A 13,873-nucleotide genomic window follows, 5' to 3' on the forward strand; every position below is an offset into this window, starting at 1 on the left:
TATCTGTCGGAACGGCGTACTGCTCTGGTAGGTGTCGACCTTGGTCGACACGGTAGATCCACGCCATGCATGGATGAATTCACTCGATATCTGACAGATGTGTCGACCAAGGTCGACACCTACCAACAGCCGCGTGAACCTGTCGAAGGTGGGGGCGGTGTCGGAACGCGCGCTGTTGCTGTTGCTCCGGCTTTGGCTTCGGCGGGTGCAGGGCGCAGCCCTGCCGAAGAACACACATAAAAAAAACAGCAGGCCGAGGCCTGCTGTTTCGGTGTAATGGTGCGCCCGGAGAGATTCGAACTCCCGACCGCCTGGTTCGTAGCCAGGTACTCTATCCAACTGAGCTACGGGCGCCAATCACATAAACCTGTTGTGTTGATCGTGTATGGTGCGCCCGGAGAGATTCGAACTCCCGACCGCCTGGTTCGTAGCCAGGTACTCTATCCAACTGAGCTACGGGCGCGCGGTACACAATCAAATTTTACTTCATTTCCAGCGGCGGATGCCGGAAACCTGTCGAGTGGTGCGCCCGGAGAGATTCGAACTCCCGACCGCCTGGTTCGTAGCCAGGTACTCTATCCAACTGAGCTACGGGCGCCCTGCGACAGGAGCGGAATTATGCGGATGTCGGCGCGTACCGTCAACCGTTTTTGTGAAGATTTTCATCCAGCTGAATGAAAAATTGGTGAGCGACCGCCTGTGGCGCCTTCATCCACGCGAAGTGGTCGGCACGCGTGCCCAGTTCCCCGTCGGACAGCACATGCAGGTGTGATGCCACATTCGGCAGTTTGTCCAGCAACGCCTGCATCGAACCGGTCGGTGCCAGCCAGTCGTGTTCCATCACCACGGCCTGCGCGCTGCCATGCACGCGTGCCATCTGCGCATCGAGATCCTCGGTCATGCCCGCGGCTGCGTAATGGTTGCTCAGGCCCACCCGCGACCAGTCGGCAATCAGGCCGCGTGCTTCGGTGCCCCCAAAGCCCAGGCGCCGGCCGTGCAGCACGCCCTGGCGGCGGGCGATCCAGGGCAGGAAGCGGTACACCAGCGGCAGAAGCCATCCGCGCGGAGGCGGAAACGTACGCCAGAACGGCGTGCCACTGGCGGCCAGCCACAGGCACTCGAAGTGCTGCGGTTGCCGTCCTGCATGCACGCAGGCCAGCTGCCCACCCAGGCTGTGCCCACCGATGATCCAGGGCAGCGCGCCTTCGCCGGCATCGGCGTTGGCGAGCAAAGCCTGGCTGGCAGGCAGGTCCTGCTCGAGCACTTCACGATAGCCCCAGTCCTGCGTGCGCGAAGGGCGCAGTGAACTGCTGCCGTTGCCACGCCACTCGTGCAGGTAGACCGCGATGCCTTTCGCAGCGAGGGCCTGCGCCAGTGGCAGGTAGTGGCGCGCGGCCACGCCGAGTGCGGGGAGCCATAGCAGCCGCGCCAGCGGCTGCTCGGGTACGCAGGCCATCACCTCGAAGCGATGGCCGTCGCCGCATTCCACGGCCAGTGTCCGTGATGGCAGGCTCATGCGTGGGGCGCTGCGCCGAAATGATCCAGCACGCGCACATCGCTGCGCCCCGGCATGTAGCCCAGTTGCAGCCCGCGTGCCACGTAGTCGATCGATGCTTCGCAGGCGTTGGCCAGGCTCAGGCCATTGCACAGTTGCGCGGCGATGGCCGAGGCCAGTGTGCAGCCGGTGCCGTGGGCATCCAGCGGCAGGCGCGCGTGACTGAATTCCTCGCTGCTGACGCCATCGAAGTAGCGATCGATCACGCGGTTGCCCTCGTGCAGGTGGCCGCCCTTGAGCAGCACCGCGCCGGCCCCGAGATCCAGCAGTGCCGACGCAGCCCGCTCGGCGTCGTCTCCATCGCCGATGGTGCGGCCCACCAGCAGTTCTGCCTCCGGTGTGTTGGGAGTGACCAGCGTGGCCAGCGGAAGCAGACGCTCGCGCATTGCCTGCAGCGCGCTGTCTTCCAGCAGGCGCGCACCACTGGTGGCGACCATCACCGGATCCAGCACCACATGTGCGGGCCGGTGACGCTGCAGCGCATCGGCCACGGCGTGGATCACCTCGGCATTGGCCAGCATGCCCAGCTTCACCGCGTGGATGTCGAAATCATCGAAGCACGCGTCGAGCTGCGCGCGCAGGAATTCGATTGGCGGCACATGCACGGCGGTGACACCGCGGGTGTTCTGCGCGGTCAGTGCGGCGATCGCGGAGAGGCCATGCACGCGGTGTGCGGCGAAGGCCTTCAGGTCGGCCTGGATGCCGGCGCCTCCGCCGGAGTCGGAGCCGGCGATGGTGAGGGCGGAAACGGGAGTGGTCGGGCTCATGCGGCGATTGTGCCGTGGTCCCCGGAATGGGGGTAGTGCCGGCTGCCGGCAGGGGCGGACGCCTCAAGCTGCGCGTGCGTGCGGCGACGCTCAGTACCGCCAGCGTACCCATTGCTGGTACAGCACATAGACCAGCCCGGTCGCGCCGGTCAGCAGCGCGGGGGCAAGCAGGGCATCGTACTGCCAGCGCAGGAACAGCCACGCACCCATCACGCCACCGGCCAGGAAGCCGCTGATGATCAGGCCGCTGAGCGTCAGCCGCCGCACCTGCAGCGGCAGCCCGCGCAACAGATGGCCCAGGCCGATGCCAAGATCGGTGAACATGCCGCTGAGGTGGGTGGTCCGTATCACCGCGCCGCTGAAGGTGGTGGCCATCGCGTTCTGCAACCCGCAGGCCATCGCTGCCGACAACGCGCCCCAGATCTGCTGCTGCTTGAACAAGGGAATGGCGGCCAGCAACAGCGCCGATTCCAGTGCCAGAGCGACGCCATAGCGCCGGCCGAGCTGCAGTGCGCTGTCCTGGATCAGCAGCCCGCTGAGCATCGCACCCAGCGAAAAAGCGATCAGCAGGCCCCACAGGTGCCCGACCGCGCGCCAGTCGCCCTGCGCCAGTGCCATGCCGAGCTGGCTGGTACTACCGGTCATGTGGCTGACGGCCTGATGCTCGAAGCCCAGAAAGCCGACCACGTTGACCATGCCGGCCACGCACGACAGCGCTACGGCACCGATCCAGACCCAGGTGGGAAGGCGTATGCCCATCGGCGCGGCCCTCAGGGACCGCCGAGGCCGCCGTTGAACTGCAGCTCGCTGAACGTACCGGTGGCCGGGTCGAACACTGCGCCCCAGAACTGCTTGCCACCATCGCAGACGCGGATGGCCTCGCGCGCCGGCTTGATGCCGCTGTCGTCAGGCAGGCGGAACGCATTGATGTAGATCAGGCGCTTGCCGGCGCTTTCGATGCCGACGTACTGGCGGTCGAAGTCCAGTACGTCGGGCACCTGCGCCTGCAGCGAAGGCAGTGCGGCTTCCAGCTGGTCCACCTGTTGCCGGCTGGGGGCCCAGTAGCCGGTGACGCGGCCGGCATCCCGGCCCGGGCTGTGCCGCGAGCAGGTGTCGAGCACCTGCGCGGCGACGATCGGCCGGGTGACCACCCACGACTGGCCGGTGCGTTCGGCGGTCGGCACGCTGGCCGGCCCGCGGGTGGTGGTGCAGGCACCAAGGACGGCTGCAAGGGTGATCGCCGCCGTCGGCAGCAGCAGGCGGGCAGAACGGTTCACAGCACCTCCGAAGCGTAATCGGCCAGCCGCGAGCGTTCGCCACGGCGCAGGGTGATGTGCGCACTGTGCGGCCAGTTCTTGAAGCGGTCCACCGCGTAGGTCAGGCCGGATGTCGTCTCGGTCAGGTACGGGGTGTCGATCTGCTCGACGTTGCCCAGGCAGACGATCTTGGTGCCGGGACCGGCACGGGTGATCAGCGTCTTCATCTGCTTCGGGGTGAGGTTCTGCGCCTCGTCCAGGATCAGATAGCGCGACAGGAAGGTGCGGCCGCGCATGAAGTTCATCGAGCGGATCTTGATGCGGCTGGCCAGCAGATCGTTGGTTGCCTGGCGTCCCCAGGTGCCGCCTTCCTGGTTGTGCGTGAGCACTTCCAGGTTGTCGGTCAGCGCGCCCATCCACGGTGTCATCTTCTCTTCCTCGGTGCCCGGCAGGAAGCCGATGTCCTCGCCGACGCTGACGGTGGCCCGGGTCATGATGATCTCGCGGTAGCGCTGCTGGTCCATCGTCTGTGCCAGCCCCGCGGCCAGTGCCAGCAGGGTCTTGCCGGTGCCGGCGGTGCCGAGCAGGGTGACGAAGTCGATCTCCGGGTCCATCAGCGCATTGAGCGCGAAGTTCTGCTCGCGGTTGCGCGCGCTGATGCCCCACACGGCATGGCTGCCGTGGCGGAAATCATCAACCAGCGACAGCACCACCTTGCCATCGCCGACCACGCGGCTGACGCGAAGCTCCACCTCGTCCTCGCCCGGCAGGTAGACGTACTGGTTCGGGTACCACTCCTCGTCGTCCCTGGCCAGGATCTCGTAATGGGTGCGGCCCTTGTCGCTCCAGCTGCGCAGGTCGTCGCCATGGAGCTTCCAGAAATCCTCCGGCAGCTCGGTGGCGCCGGTGTAGAGCAGGCTGAAATCGTCCAGTGCGCGGTCGTTTTCGTAATCTTCCGAAACGATGCCGGCGATGGCCGCCTTGATCCGCAGGTTGATGTCCTTGGAGACGAACACCACCGGGATCTCCGGGGTCTGCTCCTTCAGCGCCAGGATGGCACCGAGGATGGCATTGTCCGGGATGACCTTGCCGAAGCTCTTGCCGGCGTCGAAATGACTGGTCTGGAAACGCAGCTTGCCGGCGCTGTGCTTGCCACGCAGCTGCAGGCCCTGTGGGCGCTGCAGCGGAATGCCGTCGGCCAGATTGTCCAGGCCGGAGGCCTGCACCAGCTCGTTGAGGAAGCGGCTGACCTGGCGGGCGTTGCGGCTTGCCTCGGACGTGCCCTTCTTGCCGTTGTCCAGCTCCTCGATCACCTGCATCGGCAGGTAGACGTCATGCTCCTCGAATTTGAACAGCGCGGTCGGATCGTGCATCAGCACGTTGGTATCCAGCACGTAGATGCGCTTGCCTCGGGTCATCGTCGATTCCTGGTTACGGACAGGGAAAAACCACCACGACCTGCGGGGCAGGGTGATGGCGGACAAAGTGGGCGATGGGAATCACTTGGATTGGGCGGCCTTCAGTTCGGCAAGCACGGCGTCGGCATGGCCGGCGACCTTGACCTTGCGCCAGGACTGCGCGATGCGGCTGGCGGGAGAAATCAGGAAGGTGCTGCGCTCGATGCCACGTACCTGCTTGCCGTACATGTTCTTCATCCGGATCACATCGAAGGCGTTGCACAGCGCTTCGTCGCCATCGCTGACCAGCGGGAACGCGAAGCCCTGTTTGGCACAGAAGTTGTCGTGTGATTTCACCGAGTCACGGGAGACGCCGAGTACGGTGGCGCCGGCCTTGCGGAACTCCGGCAGCAGCGCGTTGAAGTCGATGCCTTCGGTGGTGCACCCCGGGGTGCTGTCCTTGGGGTAGAAGTACAGCACCAGCCATTGGCCCGCGAGGTCGCCGAGGGTGGTGTGTTCGCCGCCTGACAGGGCCAGCGGGAGCGAGAGGGTGGTGCGGTCCAGGGTATCGCCGTTGTTCATGAGGTCCTTGGTTCCGGAGCCTGGGGTATTTCTACGACAGTTGCATGAAACGCCGCGCGCCCGTGACGAACGCGCGAAAAATCAGAACTTCATCGGATCCATGATCGCGTCCAGGTTCAGGTGGTCGCAGAATTCGAGGAAATCATCGCGCAGGGCGGCGATGTGCATGTTGGCCGGCACGCCGATGGTGACCTGCGCGCTGAACATTTCCGCACCGGTCTGCATGGCGCGATAGCGCGTGCTCTGCAGGGTCTCGATGGTGATGCCCTGGCGGTCGAAGAAGTCGGCCAGCTGGAACAGGATGCCCGGCTTGTCAGCGGCGATCACTTCAACGATGTACGGCAGCAGATTGGACTGCGCCTGCTTGGCCTCGGTGCGGTACCAGACCAGTTTCAGGCCTTCCTCGCGCTCGAGCCGGGTCAGCATCGCTTCCAGCTTGGCGACCGAGTCCCACGACCCGGTGGCCAGCGCGGTGACCGATACGTCGCGGCCAACCGTGGCCAGGCGCGCGTCCACCAGATTGCAGCCGCTGTCGGCAATGCGTCGGGTGACGGACAGCAGTGGGGACTCCGGATGCGTCGTATAGGCGTTGATCAGGAGGTGGTTTTCGCTCGGCGCGGGGCGCGGGGTGGTGTCGGTCAAGGCGATTCCGGGTAATGCATGCGTGAGTCTGAATGCCCGCCAGAGGCGGGGATCCACCGGAGTGCAGCATACTTGCCCGTGCTTTCGCGCCGCAAGTAACATTCAAGTCGCCCCCGCCCTTTCGTGGCGGGCGTTTTCCCTTCCCAGCCAAGAGCAGCACGTCCTTGTCCCTTTCCGGCCTCATCACCGCGCTGGCGACCCCGTTCCGGGCCGACGGTGCCCTCGATCCCGACGGTTGGCAGCGCCTGCTGCATCTGCAACTGGAAGGTGGCGTCCATGGCGTTGTCGTCGCCGGCTCGACCGGCGAAGCGGCGACGCTGTCCGATGCCGAGTACGACCAGCTGCTCGCCAGTGCGGTCGAACGCATCGGCGGACGCATCCCGGTCCTGGCCGGTACCGGCCTGTCCGGCACCGCCAAGACCATCGAACAGACCCGTCGCGCTGCCGCGCAGGGTGCCAGTCACGCTCTGGTGGTGACACCGCCTTACGTGCGTCCGACGCAGGCCGGGCTGATCGCGCACTACCGGGCCGTGGCCGACCACGGCGGGTTGCCCGTGGTGCTGTACAACGTACCCGGGCGCACCGGATGCGACATGCTGCCGGAGACCGTGGCCGAGCTGGCGGATCATCCGAACATTGTCGGCATCAAGGAGGCCGTCGGCGACATCGGGCGCGTGAAGGCCCTGCTGGCGCTGCGCAGTTCCAGGTTCGCCGTGCTCAGTGGCGACGACGGCACGGCTGCGCGCTCGATCCAGGCCGGCATCGACGGGCTGATCTCGGTCGGCTCCAACGCGCTGCCTGGTGCGTACCGCCGGATGTGTGAGCTGGCTGCCGCCCACGACCATGACGCCACCGCATCCTGGGACGCGCGCCTGCAGCCGTACCACGATTTCTGCGGTATCGAATCCAACCCGATTCCGGTCAAGGCGCTGCTGCGCCGCATCGGCATCGGCCACGACCTGCGCCTGCCGCTGCTGCCACTGTCGGCAGCGCATCATCCGGCAGCCGATCATCTGGCCGGCGACATCGCCGCGCTTGAAGCCCTTTCCAGCCACTGACCTTCCGTCTTGGTCTGATCCAGGAGATCCACATGCGTCAATCCGTTTCCGCCGTCCGCGTGCTGTCCTTCGCGCTCATCGCCCTCACCACGGTCGTGACCACCACCGGCTGCTTCAAGCGCGGTGCCAAGGGCGACTACGCCCTGGCCCCGGAGATGCGTCCGCTGGAAGTGCCGCCGGACCTGAACCTGCCGTCCGCGTCGGGCGAGAACCAGGTGCCGAGGCTGGCCTCGACCACCGCCCCGGCTGCTGTGGCCGCTCCGGCTGCCCCGGCCGTGGGCAATACCGGTTTCACCATTCCGGGCAGCAAGGACGAGGCGTTCGCCAAGGTCGGCACCGCGCTGGAAGGCGTGCAGGGCGTGACCATCGCCAGCCGTGCCCAGCTGCTGGGCTCCTACGACGTGGCCTATGAAGGCAGTAACTTCCTGGTGCGCGTGGTGGCCGTCGATGCCGGCGCTTATGTCTCTGCGGTCGATCCGCGTGGTCTGCCGGCGACCGCCGAGGCCCCGGTGAAGCTGATTGCCGCACTGAAGGCCGCGCTGGCGAAGTAAGGAACCGCCGGCAGCTGCGGACCGGGCCACGCGCCCGGGTTCGGCCGGGCAGGGTCTGGCATTGCCGGAACAGGAAAAGGGCGCCCATGGCGCCCTTTTTCATGGCGGCGGGTGCTGGCGCCTCAGCGCTCGAGCAGCTTCAGTTTGTCCGGTTTGCCATCCCACTCACCGGCGTCCGCCGGCGGGTCCTTGCGCACGGTCAGTACCGGCCAGGCCTTGGCCAGTTCGGCATTGAGGGCGACGAAGCCCTCCTGTCCGGCGGGGACATCGTCCTCGGGGAAGATCGCGTTGACCGGGCACTCCGGCTCGCAGAGGGTGCAGTCGATGCACTCATCCGGGTCGATCACCAGGAAGTTCGGGCCTTCGTGGAAGCAGTCCACGGGGCACACTTCCACGCAATCGGTGTGCTTGCACTTGATGCAGTTTTCGGTGACGACAAAGGGCATGGGCTTGGGGGTGGATCGATTCCTGAACCCGCCAATTCTAGAACAGGTTGCCCCCCGGTGTCGGCGCGGGCCTGAAAAGGGGGATCTGCCGGGCTCGAGGGCACGGCCCATTGGCGATGGGGCGGCGCCTGTGCGAGGCTGCGCGCTGCTGGCTGCCGTGGCAGCCGGACTGTCCTCCCTCCTGGAATGCCCATGTCCCCAGCTCAGCCTGCCGCCGCCGATGGTGGAGAGAACACCGCGTTCATCGTCCTGATCAGCTGCGTGGCCACCTTGGGAGGCTTCCTGTTCGGATTCGACAGTGGCGTAATCAACGGCACGGTTGATGGCCTGCGGCAGGCCTTCAACTCCAGCGAGGCGGCCCTGGGCTTCGAGGTTGCCTCGATGCTGCTGGGCTGCGCGATCGGCGCGTTTCTCGCCGGCTGGCTGGGCGACCGCCTGGGCCGACGCGGCGTGCTGATCGTGGCGGCGGTGCTGTTCCTGCTGTCGGCGCTGGGTGCGGGCGCCGCGCACGCCTCCTGGCTGTTCGTGACCGCTCGCGTGCTGGGCGGCTTCGCCGTCGGTGCGGCCAGCGTGATGTCGCCGGCCTACATCGCCGAGGTCGCTTCCGCACGCTACCGGGGCCGCCTGGCGACGGTGCAGCAGATGGCGATCATCTGCGGCCTGTTCGCCGCTTTCCTCAGCAACTACCTGCTGGCCCGTGCGGCAGGCACCTCCACCGAGCCCCTGTGGTTCGGGCAGGAGGCCTGGCGCTGGATGTTCTGGATGCAGGCGCTGCCGTCGGCGCTGTTCCTGTTGCTGCTGCTGGTGATTCCGGAAAGCCCGCGCTTCCTGGTGGTGAAGGGGCGCCAGGCGCAGGCCAGGGCGGTTCTGTCGCGGCTGTATGGCGACGCCGCGGCGGCCGCCAAACAGGCGGAGATCGAGGCCAGCCTGGACCAGGACCAGCACAAGCCACGCTTCGGCGACCTGCTGGACAAGGGCACCGGCAGGCTTCGCCCGATCATCTGGGTGGGCATCGGCCTGGCGATGTTCCAGCAGCTGGTCGGCATCAACGTGGTGTTCTACTACGGCGCGGTCCTGTGGCAGGCCGTCGGCTTCTCGGAAAGCGATGCGCTGCTGATCAACGTTCTTTCCGGTGCGCTGAGCATCGGCGCCTGCCTGTTGACGGTGATGCTGATCGATCGGATCGGGCGCAAGCCGCTGTTGTGGGTCGGTTCGGTCGGCATGTCGGTTGCCCTGGTGCTGATGGTGGTGGCATTCGCCAGCGGCAGCCTGGTCGAAGGGCGCCTGCAGCTGTCCGATGGCATGGGCCGGCTGGCGCTGGTGGCGGCCAACGTCTATGTGGTGTTCTTCAACATGTCCTGGGGCCCGGTGATGTGGGTCATGCTGGGCGAGATGTTCCCGAACCAGATCCGCGGCCCGGCGCTCGCGGTGGCCGGTGCGGCGCAGTGGACGTCGAACTTCGCCATCACCGTGACCTTCCCGCTGCTGCTGGCGGGTATCGGCCTGGCCGGTGCCTATGGCATCTACACGGTTGCAGCGATCCTCTCGATCTTCTTCGTCGTCCGCTACGTCCGCGAGACCAAGGGCAAGGAGCTGGAGCAGATGGAAGGCTGATGGCGCCGCCCTGGTTTCCAGCGCCTTCCTGTTCCGTGGCGGCGGCAGGCCAGCCGCTCCAGGACAGGCAGGGGCGGCTCGCCCCCGAGGCGACCCGCTCGACGCAACAGGCAAACCCCGGGAAACAGAAAAGCCCGCACGAGGCGGGCTTTTTCGGTTCCTGCTGTGGCGACTGGCGCTCCCTAGGGGACTCGAACCCCTGTTTTAGCCTTGAGAGGGCCACGTCCTAACCACTAGACGAAGGGAGCGTATATGTGTCGCTGCCGAGGCAGGAGCGCTAGTATATGCACCTCGATGCCATTGGGCAATCCCGAAACTTCAACCGGAAGCGCCAACATCATTTCTCCTGCTCCATCACCGTTCAGCCTGCGCGTCATCCCGCGCGACCAGCACACCATTTCCCGCAAGGACATCAGCCCGAACGCCCTGCGCGTGCTTTATCGCCTGCGCGATGCCGGCTTCGGCGCCTACCTTGTCGGCGGCGCGGTGCGCGACCTGCTGGTCAATGGCCAACCCAAGGATTTCGACGTGGCCACCGATGCCACGCCCGAACAGGTCAAACAGCTGTTCCGCAACTGCCGCCTGATCGGCCGCCGATTCCGCCTCGCCCATGTGGTGTTCGGCCGCGAGATCATCGAAGTCGCCACCTTCCGCGCCAACGTCGATGACGGCAGCGGCGACCGCGAAATGGAAAACGGCATGCTCGTGCGCGACAACGTGTACGGCAGCATCGAAGACGACGCGGTGCGCCGCGACTTCACCTGCAATGCCCTGTACTACGCGATCGAGGATTTCTCGGTGCGCGACTACGTCGGAGGTTTTGAAGACGTCCAGGCGCGCCTGATGAAGCTGATCGGCGACCCCGAACAGCGCTATCGCGAGGACCCGGTGCGCATGCTGCGCGCGGTGCGCCTGGCGGCCAAGCTCGGCTTCCAGATCGAAGAGGGCACCGCCGCGCCGATCCCGCACCTGGCAGGACTGCTGAACGAAGCCGCGCCCGCGCGGCTGTTCGAGGAAGTGCTGAAGCTGTTCCTGTCCGGCCACGGTGTTGCCAGTTTCGAAGGCCTGGAGCGCTACGGCCTGCTCGACGTCCTGTTCCCTGAAAGTGGCAGGGCGCTGAAGGCGAACCGCACCGGTGCACTGCGCCGCATGCTGGTCGAGGGCCTGGCCAATACCGATGCACGCGTTGCCAACGATGAGCCTGTCTCGCCCGCGTTCCTGTTCGCGCTGCTGCTGTGGCCGGCGTTCTGCCGGGCGCAGGCCACCCTGCTCAAGCAGGGCGTGGCGCCGGAAGAAGCGCAGCGTCGTGCTGCCGACCGCGTGACGGTGCAGCAGCTGAGCACCATCGCGCTGCCGCGCCGTTTCTCGCTGCCGATGCAGGAGATCTGGCTGTTGCAGTCGCGTTTCGGCTCGCGCCAGCGCAAGCGCGTGTTCCGCACGCTCACCCACCCGCGCTTCCGTGCAGCGTTCGATTTCCTGACGCTGCGCCAGGTCGCGTCGGCCGAACACGAGGCAGATGTGGCGTTCTGGCGTGAGGCGCAGGTGCAACCGGGCCGCGAGCTGGAATCCGCGCTGGATGCGATGCATGCCGAACCGGGCGACGAGGAAGAGGGCGCACCGCGCAAGCGCCGGCGCCGCCGTCGGCGCTCCGGTGCCACGGCCGGCAGCGCTGGCGAGTAAGCCATGACGCTGGCCTGGATCGGCCTGGGCGCCAATCTTGGCGACGCGGCCGCGACCGTCCGTGCGGCGATTGCCGCACTGGACGCGCTTCCTGACACGCGGCGCTGCCAGGCGTCGCGCCTGTATGCCACGCCGGCCTGGGGCAACGAGGATCAGCCGCCGTTCGTCAACGCGGTGGCGTCGGTGGAAACGCGCCTGCCGGCCGCCGGATTGCTGCGGGCGATGCTGGAGCTGGAGCGGCATTTCGGTCGCGTGCGCGATCCAGCCGTGCACTGGGGACCGCGGGCACTGGATCTGGACCTGCTGCTGTATGGCGCGCAGGTACTGGATGAGCCGGGTCTGCAGGTGCCGCATCCCTACCTGCACGAGCGTGCCTTCGTGTTGGTGCCGCTGGCCGAGATCGCGCCGGATCTGGCCATTCCCGGCCATGGTCGCGTGCGGGATGCAGTGATGCGGGTGGATGCCTGCGGGATTGCGCCGATAGGGTGATAATGCCCGGGTTATCTCCCCCGGTTATCAGCACATGAGCACCCACGCAGACAGCAAGCCCTGGACCGTTCCCGCCTTGGCCGAGGCCAAGCGGAATGGCCAGAAGCTGGTCATGTTGACCGCCTACGACGCTGGCTTCGCCCGCACCTTCGACGCCAACGGCGTCGACCTGATCCTGATCGGTGATTCGCTGGGCATGGTCGTGCAGGGGCACGATTCCACCCTGCCGGTGACCGTGGCCGACATGGTCTATCACACCCGCGCCGTGGCCCGCGTGCTGCAGCGCGCGCTGCTGGTTGCCGATCTGCCGTTCGGTGCCGATGCAACCCCGGAACGCGCCCTCGATGCGTCGCTGCAGCTGCTGCAGGCAGGCGCGGAGATGGTCAAGATCGAGGGGGCCGGCTTCAAGGTCGATATCGTCCGTTACCTGGTCGAACGCGAGATTCCGGTCTGCTCGCATCTGGGCCTGACCCCGCAGTCGGTGCTGCGCCTGGGCGGGTTCAAGATCCAGGGCCGTGGCGATGCGGCCCGGCAGCTGGTGGAGGACGCCAGGGCCGTGGCCGACGCGGGCGCCAGCATCATCGTGCTGGAATGCGTGCCGACCCCGGTCGCGGCCGAGGTCACCGCTGCAGTGCCGGTGCCCACCATCGGCATCGGTGCCGGTCCGCAGTGCGATGGCCAGGTGCTGGTCCTGCATGACTTCCTGGGCCTGGACAGCGGCCATCGCCGACCGAAATTCGTCAAGGATTTCCTTGCCGAAGGGGGCTCGGTGGCTGGAGCCACCCGCGCCTACGCCGACGCCGTTCGTGACGGCAGCTTCCCCGACGAACAGCACGCTTACGCCCAATGATCCAGACCTTCAATGAGCTCGGCGCGTTGCGCGGGCAGATCGCCCAGTGGAAGCGCGAAGGCCTGCGCGTCGCGCTGGTGCCGACCATGGGCAACCTGCACGGTGGCCATCACGCGCTGGTGAGCCTGGCCCGCCAGTACGCCGACAGGGTGGTGGCCAGCATCTTCGTCAATCCGACCCAGTTCGGGCCCAACGAGGATTTCAGCCGGTATCCGCGCACGCCCGAGGCCGACGTCGCGGGGCTGGAGCAGGTCGGCTGCGATGCGGTGTGGCTGCCGAGCGTCGAGGCGATGTATCCGCTGGGCGTGGACAAGACCACGCGCATGCACGCGCCCGGCATCAGCGAGGTGCTGGAGGGTGCCAGCCGTCCGGGCCATTTCGATGGCGTCTGCACGGTGGTCGCCCGCCTGTTCCTGCAGGTGCAGCCGGACGTGGCTGTGTTCGGCCGCAAGGACTACCAGCAACTGGCGGTGATCCGCCAGATGGTGGCCGAGCTGTCGTTCCCGGTCCAGATCGTCGGTGCGGAGATCGTCCGTGATGACGATGGGCTGGCCAAGAGTTCGCGCAACCAGTATCTGAGCCCGGAACAGCGCCCCGTCGCGACGACCCTTCATCGGACCCTGCTGGCCATGCGCGAAGGCTATGTGGCTGGCCAGCCGCGCGAGCGCATCGAAGCCGATGCCGCCGCCGCACTGCAGGCGGCTGGTTTCCAGGTCGACTACGCCGTGCTGCGCACGCCCGAGCTGGCCGAGCCGGCATTCGAGGGCGGCGGCCGGGTGGCGCTGATCGCCGCGCGGCTGGGCACGACCCGGCTGATCGACAACCTGGAGTTCTGAGTTCCGCTGTGATGGTAGCGCCGGGCCATGACCGGCGGATGAGGGGCCGCTGCCGCTGCGCTCGCCGGGCATGGCCCGGCGCTACCTGAACGGTTTGCCGGTCGTGATGCCCCGCGTTGCGCGGGTGCTAGAATCCACGCTTTCCTCTGC

Annotated in this window: 14 protein-coding genes, 4 tRNA genes and 1 pseudogene; 7 read left to right on the forward strand and 12 right to left on the reverse strand. The window is 66.8% G+C overall.

The window, feature by feature from the left end:
• Window positions 1–277 precede the first annotated feature (277 nt).
• From ACZLIF_RS08200 to ACZLIF_RS08245, 10 genes and pseudogenes are all read right to left on the reverse strand, one after another.
• Window positions 278–354, reverse strand: a tRNA-Arg gene (locus tag ACZLIF_RS08200).
• A 32-nt stretch (window positions 355–386) separates the two neighbouring features.
• Window positions 387–463: transfer RNA gene (locus ACZLIF_RS08205), tRNA-Arg, on the reverse strand.
• Between the two features lie 58 nt (window positions 464–521).
• Window positions 522–598: transfer RNA gene (locus ACZLIF_RS08210), tRNA-Arg, on the reverse strand.
• Window positions 589–1,516, reverse strand: a pseudogene (locus tag ACZLIF_RS08215) (alpha/beta hydrolase family protein). Before ACZLIF_RS08215 ends, ACZLIF_RS08210 begins: the two are co-directional and overlap by 10 nt.
• Window positions 1,513–2,322: a bifunctional hydroxymethylpyrimidine kinase/phosphomethylpyrimidine kinase gene (thiD, locus tag ACZLIF_RS08220; protein WP_053517263.1), complete on the reverse strand. Its 810-nt coding sequence runs from the start codon at window positions 2,320–2,322 to the stop codon at window positions 1,513–1,515. The pseudogene ACZLIF_RS08215 and the gene thiD overlap by 4 nt, the downstream one beginning before the upstream one ends.
• 90 nt (window positions 2,323–2,412) lie before the next feature.
• Window positions 2,413–3,081, reverse strand: coding sequence for a YoaK family protein (locus ACZLIF_RS08225; protein WP_053517265.1), 669 nt, complete (start codon window positions 3,079–3,081; stop codon window positions 2,413–2,415).
• An 11-nt stretch (window positions 3,082–3,092) separates the two neighbouring features.
• The gene (locus tag ACZLIF_RS08230) at window positions 3,093–3,599 is read right to left on the reverse strand and encodes a hypothetical protein (protein WP_128989051.1); all 507 of its coding nucleotides are present in this window, start codon (window positions 3,597–3,599) and stop codon (window positions 3,093–3,095) included.
• A complete protein-coding gene (locus tag ACZLIF_RS08235) occupies window positions 3,596–4,996 on the reverse strand; it encodes a PhoH family protein (protein ID WP_053517267.1) in 1,401 nt (466 codons plus the stop codon). The genes ACZLIF_RS08230 and ACZLIF_RS08235 overlap by 4 nt, the downstream gene beginning before the upstream one ends.
• Before the next feature lie 81 nt (window positions 4,997–5,077).
• Complete coding sequence (locus ACZLIF_RS08240) at window positions 5,078–5,557, reverse strand: peroxiredoxin (protein WP_128989053.1); 480 nt, start codon at window positions 5,555–5,557, stop codon at window positions 5,078–5,080.
• A gap of 81 nt (window positions 5,558–5,638) precedes the next feature.
• Window positions 5,639–6,199, reverse strand: a complete 561-nt coding sequence (locus ACZLIF_RS08245) for a glycine cleavage system transcriptional repressor (protein ID WP_025879444.1) — start codon at window positions 6,197–6,199, stop codon at window positions 5,639–5,641.
• Window positions 6,200–6,363: 164 nt separating this feature from the next.
• On the opposite strand from ACZLIF_RS08245, the gene dapA reads away from it, so the two are divergent.
• Together dapA and ACZLIF_RS08255 are read left to right on the forward strand one after the other, a co-directional pair.
• The gene (gene dapA, locus ACZLIF_RS08250; protein ID WP_053517270.1) at window positions 6,364–7,257 is read left to right on the forward strand and encodes a 4-hydroxy-tetrahydrodipicolinate synthase; all 894 of its coding nucleotides are present in this window, start codon (window positions 6,364–6,366) and stop codon (window positions 7,255–7,257) included.
• 32 nt (window positions 7,258–7,289) lie between these two features.
• Complete coding sequence (locus ACZLIF_RS08255; RefSeq protein ID WP_065174942.1) at window positions 7,290–7,808, forward strand: hypothetical protein; 519 nt, start codon at window positions 7,290–7,292, stop codon at window positions 7,806–7,808.
• 122 nt (window positions 7,809–7,930) lie between these two features.
• Here the strand turns inward: ACZLIF_RS08255 and fdxA are convergent, their stop codons facing one another.
• Entirely contained in the window at window positions 7,931–8,254 is a 324-nt protein-coding gene (gene fdxA, locus ACZLIF_RS08260; RefSeq protein ID WP_049411316.1) for a ferredoxin FdxA, read from the reverse strand.
• A 192-nt stretch (window positions 8,255–8,446) separates the two neighbouring features.
• Between fdxA and ACZLIF_RS08265 the strand changes: the two genes are divergently transcribed.
• Window positions 8,447–9,868 (forward strand): sugar porter family MFS transporter, encoded by a 1,422-nt coding sequence (locus tag ACZLIF_RS08265; RefSeq protein WP_128989055.1) that lies wholly within the window; start codon window positions 8,447–8,449, stop codon window positions 9,866–9,868.
• Between the two features lie 173 nt (window positions 9,869–10,041).
• Here ACZLIF_RS08265 and ACZLIF_RS08270 read toward each other — a convergent pair.
• Window positions 10,042–10,116: transfer RNA gene (locus ACZLIF_RS08270), tRNA-Glu, on the reverse strand.
• 52 nt (window positions 10,117–10,168) lie between these two features.
• On the opposite strand from ACZLIF_RS08270, the gene pcnB reads away from it, so the two are divergent.
• The 4 genes from pcnB to panC are packed head-to-tail and all read left to right on the forward strand — an operon-like array spanning window position 10,169 to window position 13,723.
• A complete protein-coding gene (gene pcnB / locus ACZLIF_RS08275) occupies window positions 10,169–11,548 on the forward strand; it encodes a polynucleotide adenylyltransferase PcnB (protein ID WP_065181273.1) in 1,380 nt (459 codons plus the stop codon).
• A gap of 3 nt (window positions 11,549–11,551) precedes the next feature.
• Complete coding sequence (gene folK, locus ACZLIF_RS08280; protein ID WP_128989056.1) at window positions 11,552–12,037, forward strand: 2-amino-4-hydroxy-6-hydroxymethyldihydropteridine diphosphokinase; 486 nt, start codon at window positions 11,552–11,554, stop codon at window positions 12,035–12,037.
• 34 nt (window positions 12,038–12,071) lie between these two features.
• Complete coding sequence (gene panB, locus ACZLIF_RS08285; RefSeq protein WP_053517276.1) at window positions 12,072–12,887, forward strand: 3-methyl-2-oxobutanoate hydroxymethyltransferase; 816 nt, start codon at window positions 12,072–12,074, stop codon at window positions 12,885–12,887.
• Window positions 12,884–13,723, forward strand: a complete 840-nt coding sequence (gene panC, locus ACZLIF_RS08290; RefSeq protein WP_128989058.1) for a pantoate--beta-alanine ligase — start codon at window positions 12,884–12,886, stop codon at window positions 13,721–13,723. Before panB ends, panC begins: the two co-directional genes overlap by 4 nt.
• The last annotated feature ends 150 nt before the right edge of the window (window positions 13,724–13,873 follow it).

This window comes from Stenotrophomonas sp. 2201_Sma (assembly GCF_056486685.1).

Bases quoted from the DNA above. Each gene is read 5' to 3' on its own strand.
- thiD (WP_053517263.1), bottom strand. From the start codon at position 2,322: ATGAGCCCGACCACTCCCGTTTCCGCCCTCACCATCGCCGGCTCCGAC.
- folK (WP_128989056.1), top strand. From the start codon at position 11,552: ATGACGCTGGCCTGGATCGGCCTGGGCGCCAATCTTGGCGACGCGGCC.
- ACZLIF_RS08225 (WP_053517265.1), bottom strand. From the start codon at position 3,081: ATGGGCATACGCCTTCCCACCTGGGTCTGGATCGGTGCCGTAGCGCTG.
- ACZLIF_RS08265 (WP_128989055.1), top strand. From the start codon at position 8,447: ATGTCCCCAGCTCAGCCTGCCGCCGCCGATGGTGGAGAGAACACCGCG.
- ACZLIF_RS08255 (WP_065174942.1), top strand. From the start codon at position 7,290: ATGCGTCAATCCGTTTCCGCCGTCCGCGTGCTGTCCTTCGCGCTCATC.
- fdxA (WP_049411316.1), bottom strand. From the start codon at position 8,254: ATGCCCTTTGTCGTCACCGAAAACTGCATCAAGTGCAAGCACACCGAT.
- panC (WP_128989058.1), top strand. From the start codon at position 12,884: ATGATCCAGACCTTCAATGAGCTCGGCGCGTTGCGCGGGCAGATCGCC.
- panB (WP_053517276.1), top strand. From the start codon at position 12,072: ATGAGCACCCACGCAGACAGCAAGCCCTGGACCGTTCCCGCCTTGGCC.
- ACZLIF_RS08240 (WP_128989053.1), bottom strand. From the start codon at position 5,557: ATGAACAACGGCGATACCCTGGACCGCACCACCCTCTCGCTCCCGCTG.
- ACZLIF_RS08235 (WP_053517267.1), bottom strand. From the start codon at position 4,996: ATGACCCGAGGCAAGCGCATCTACGTGCTGGATACCAACGTGCTGATG.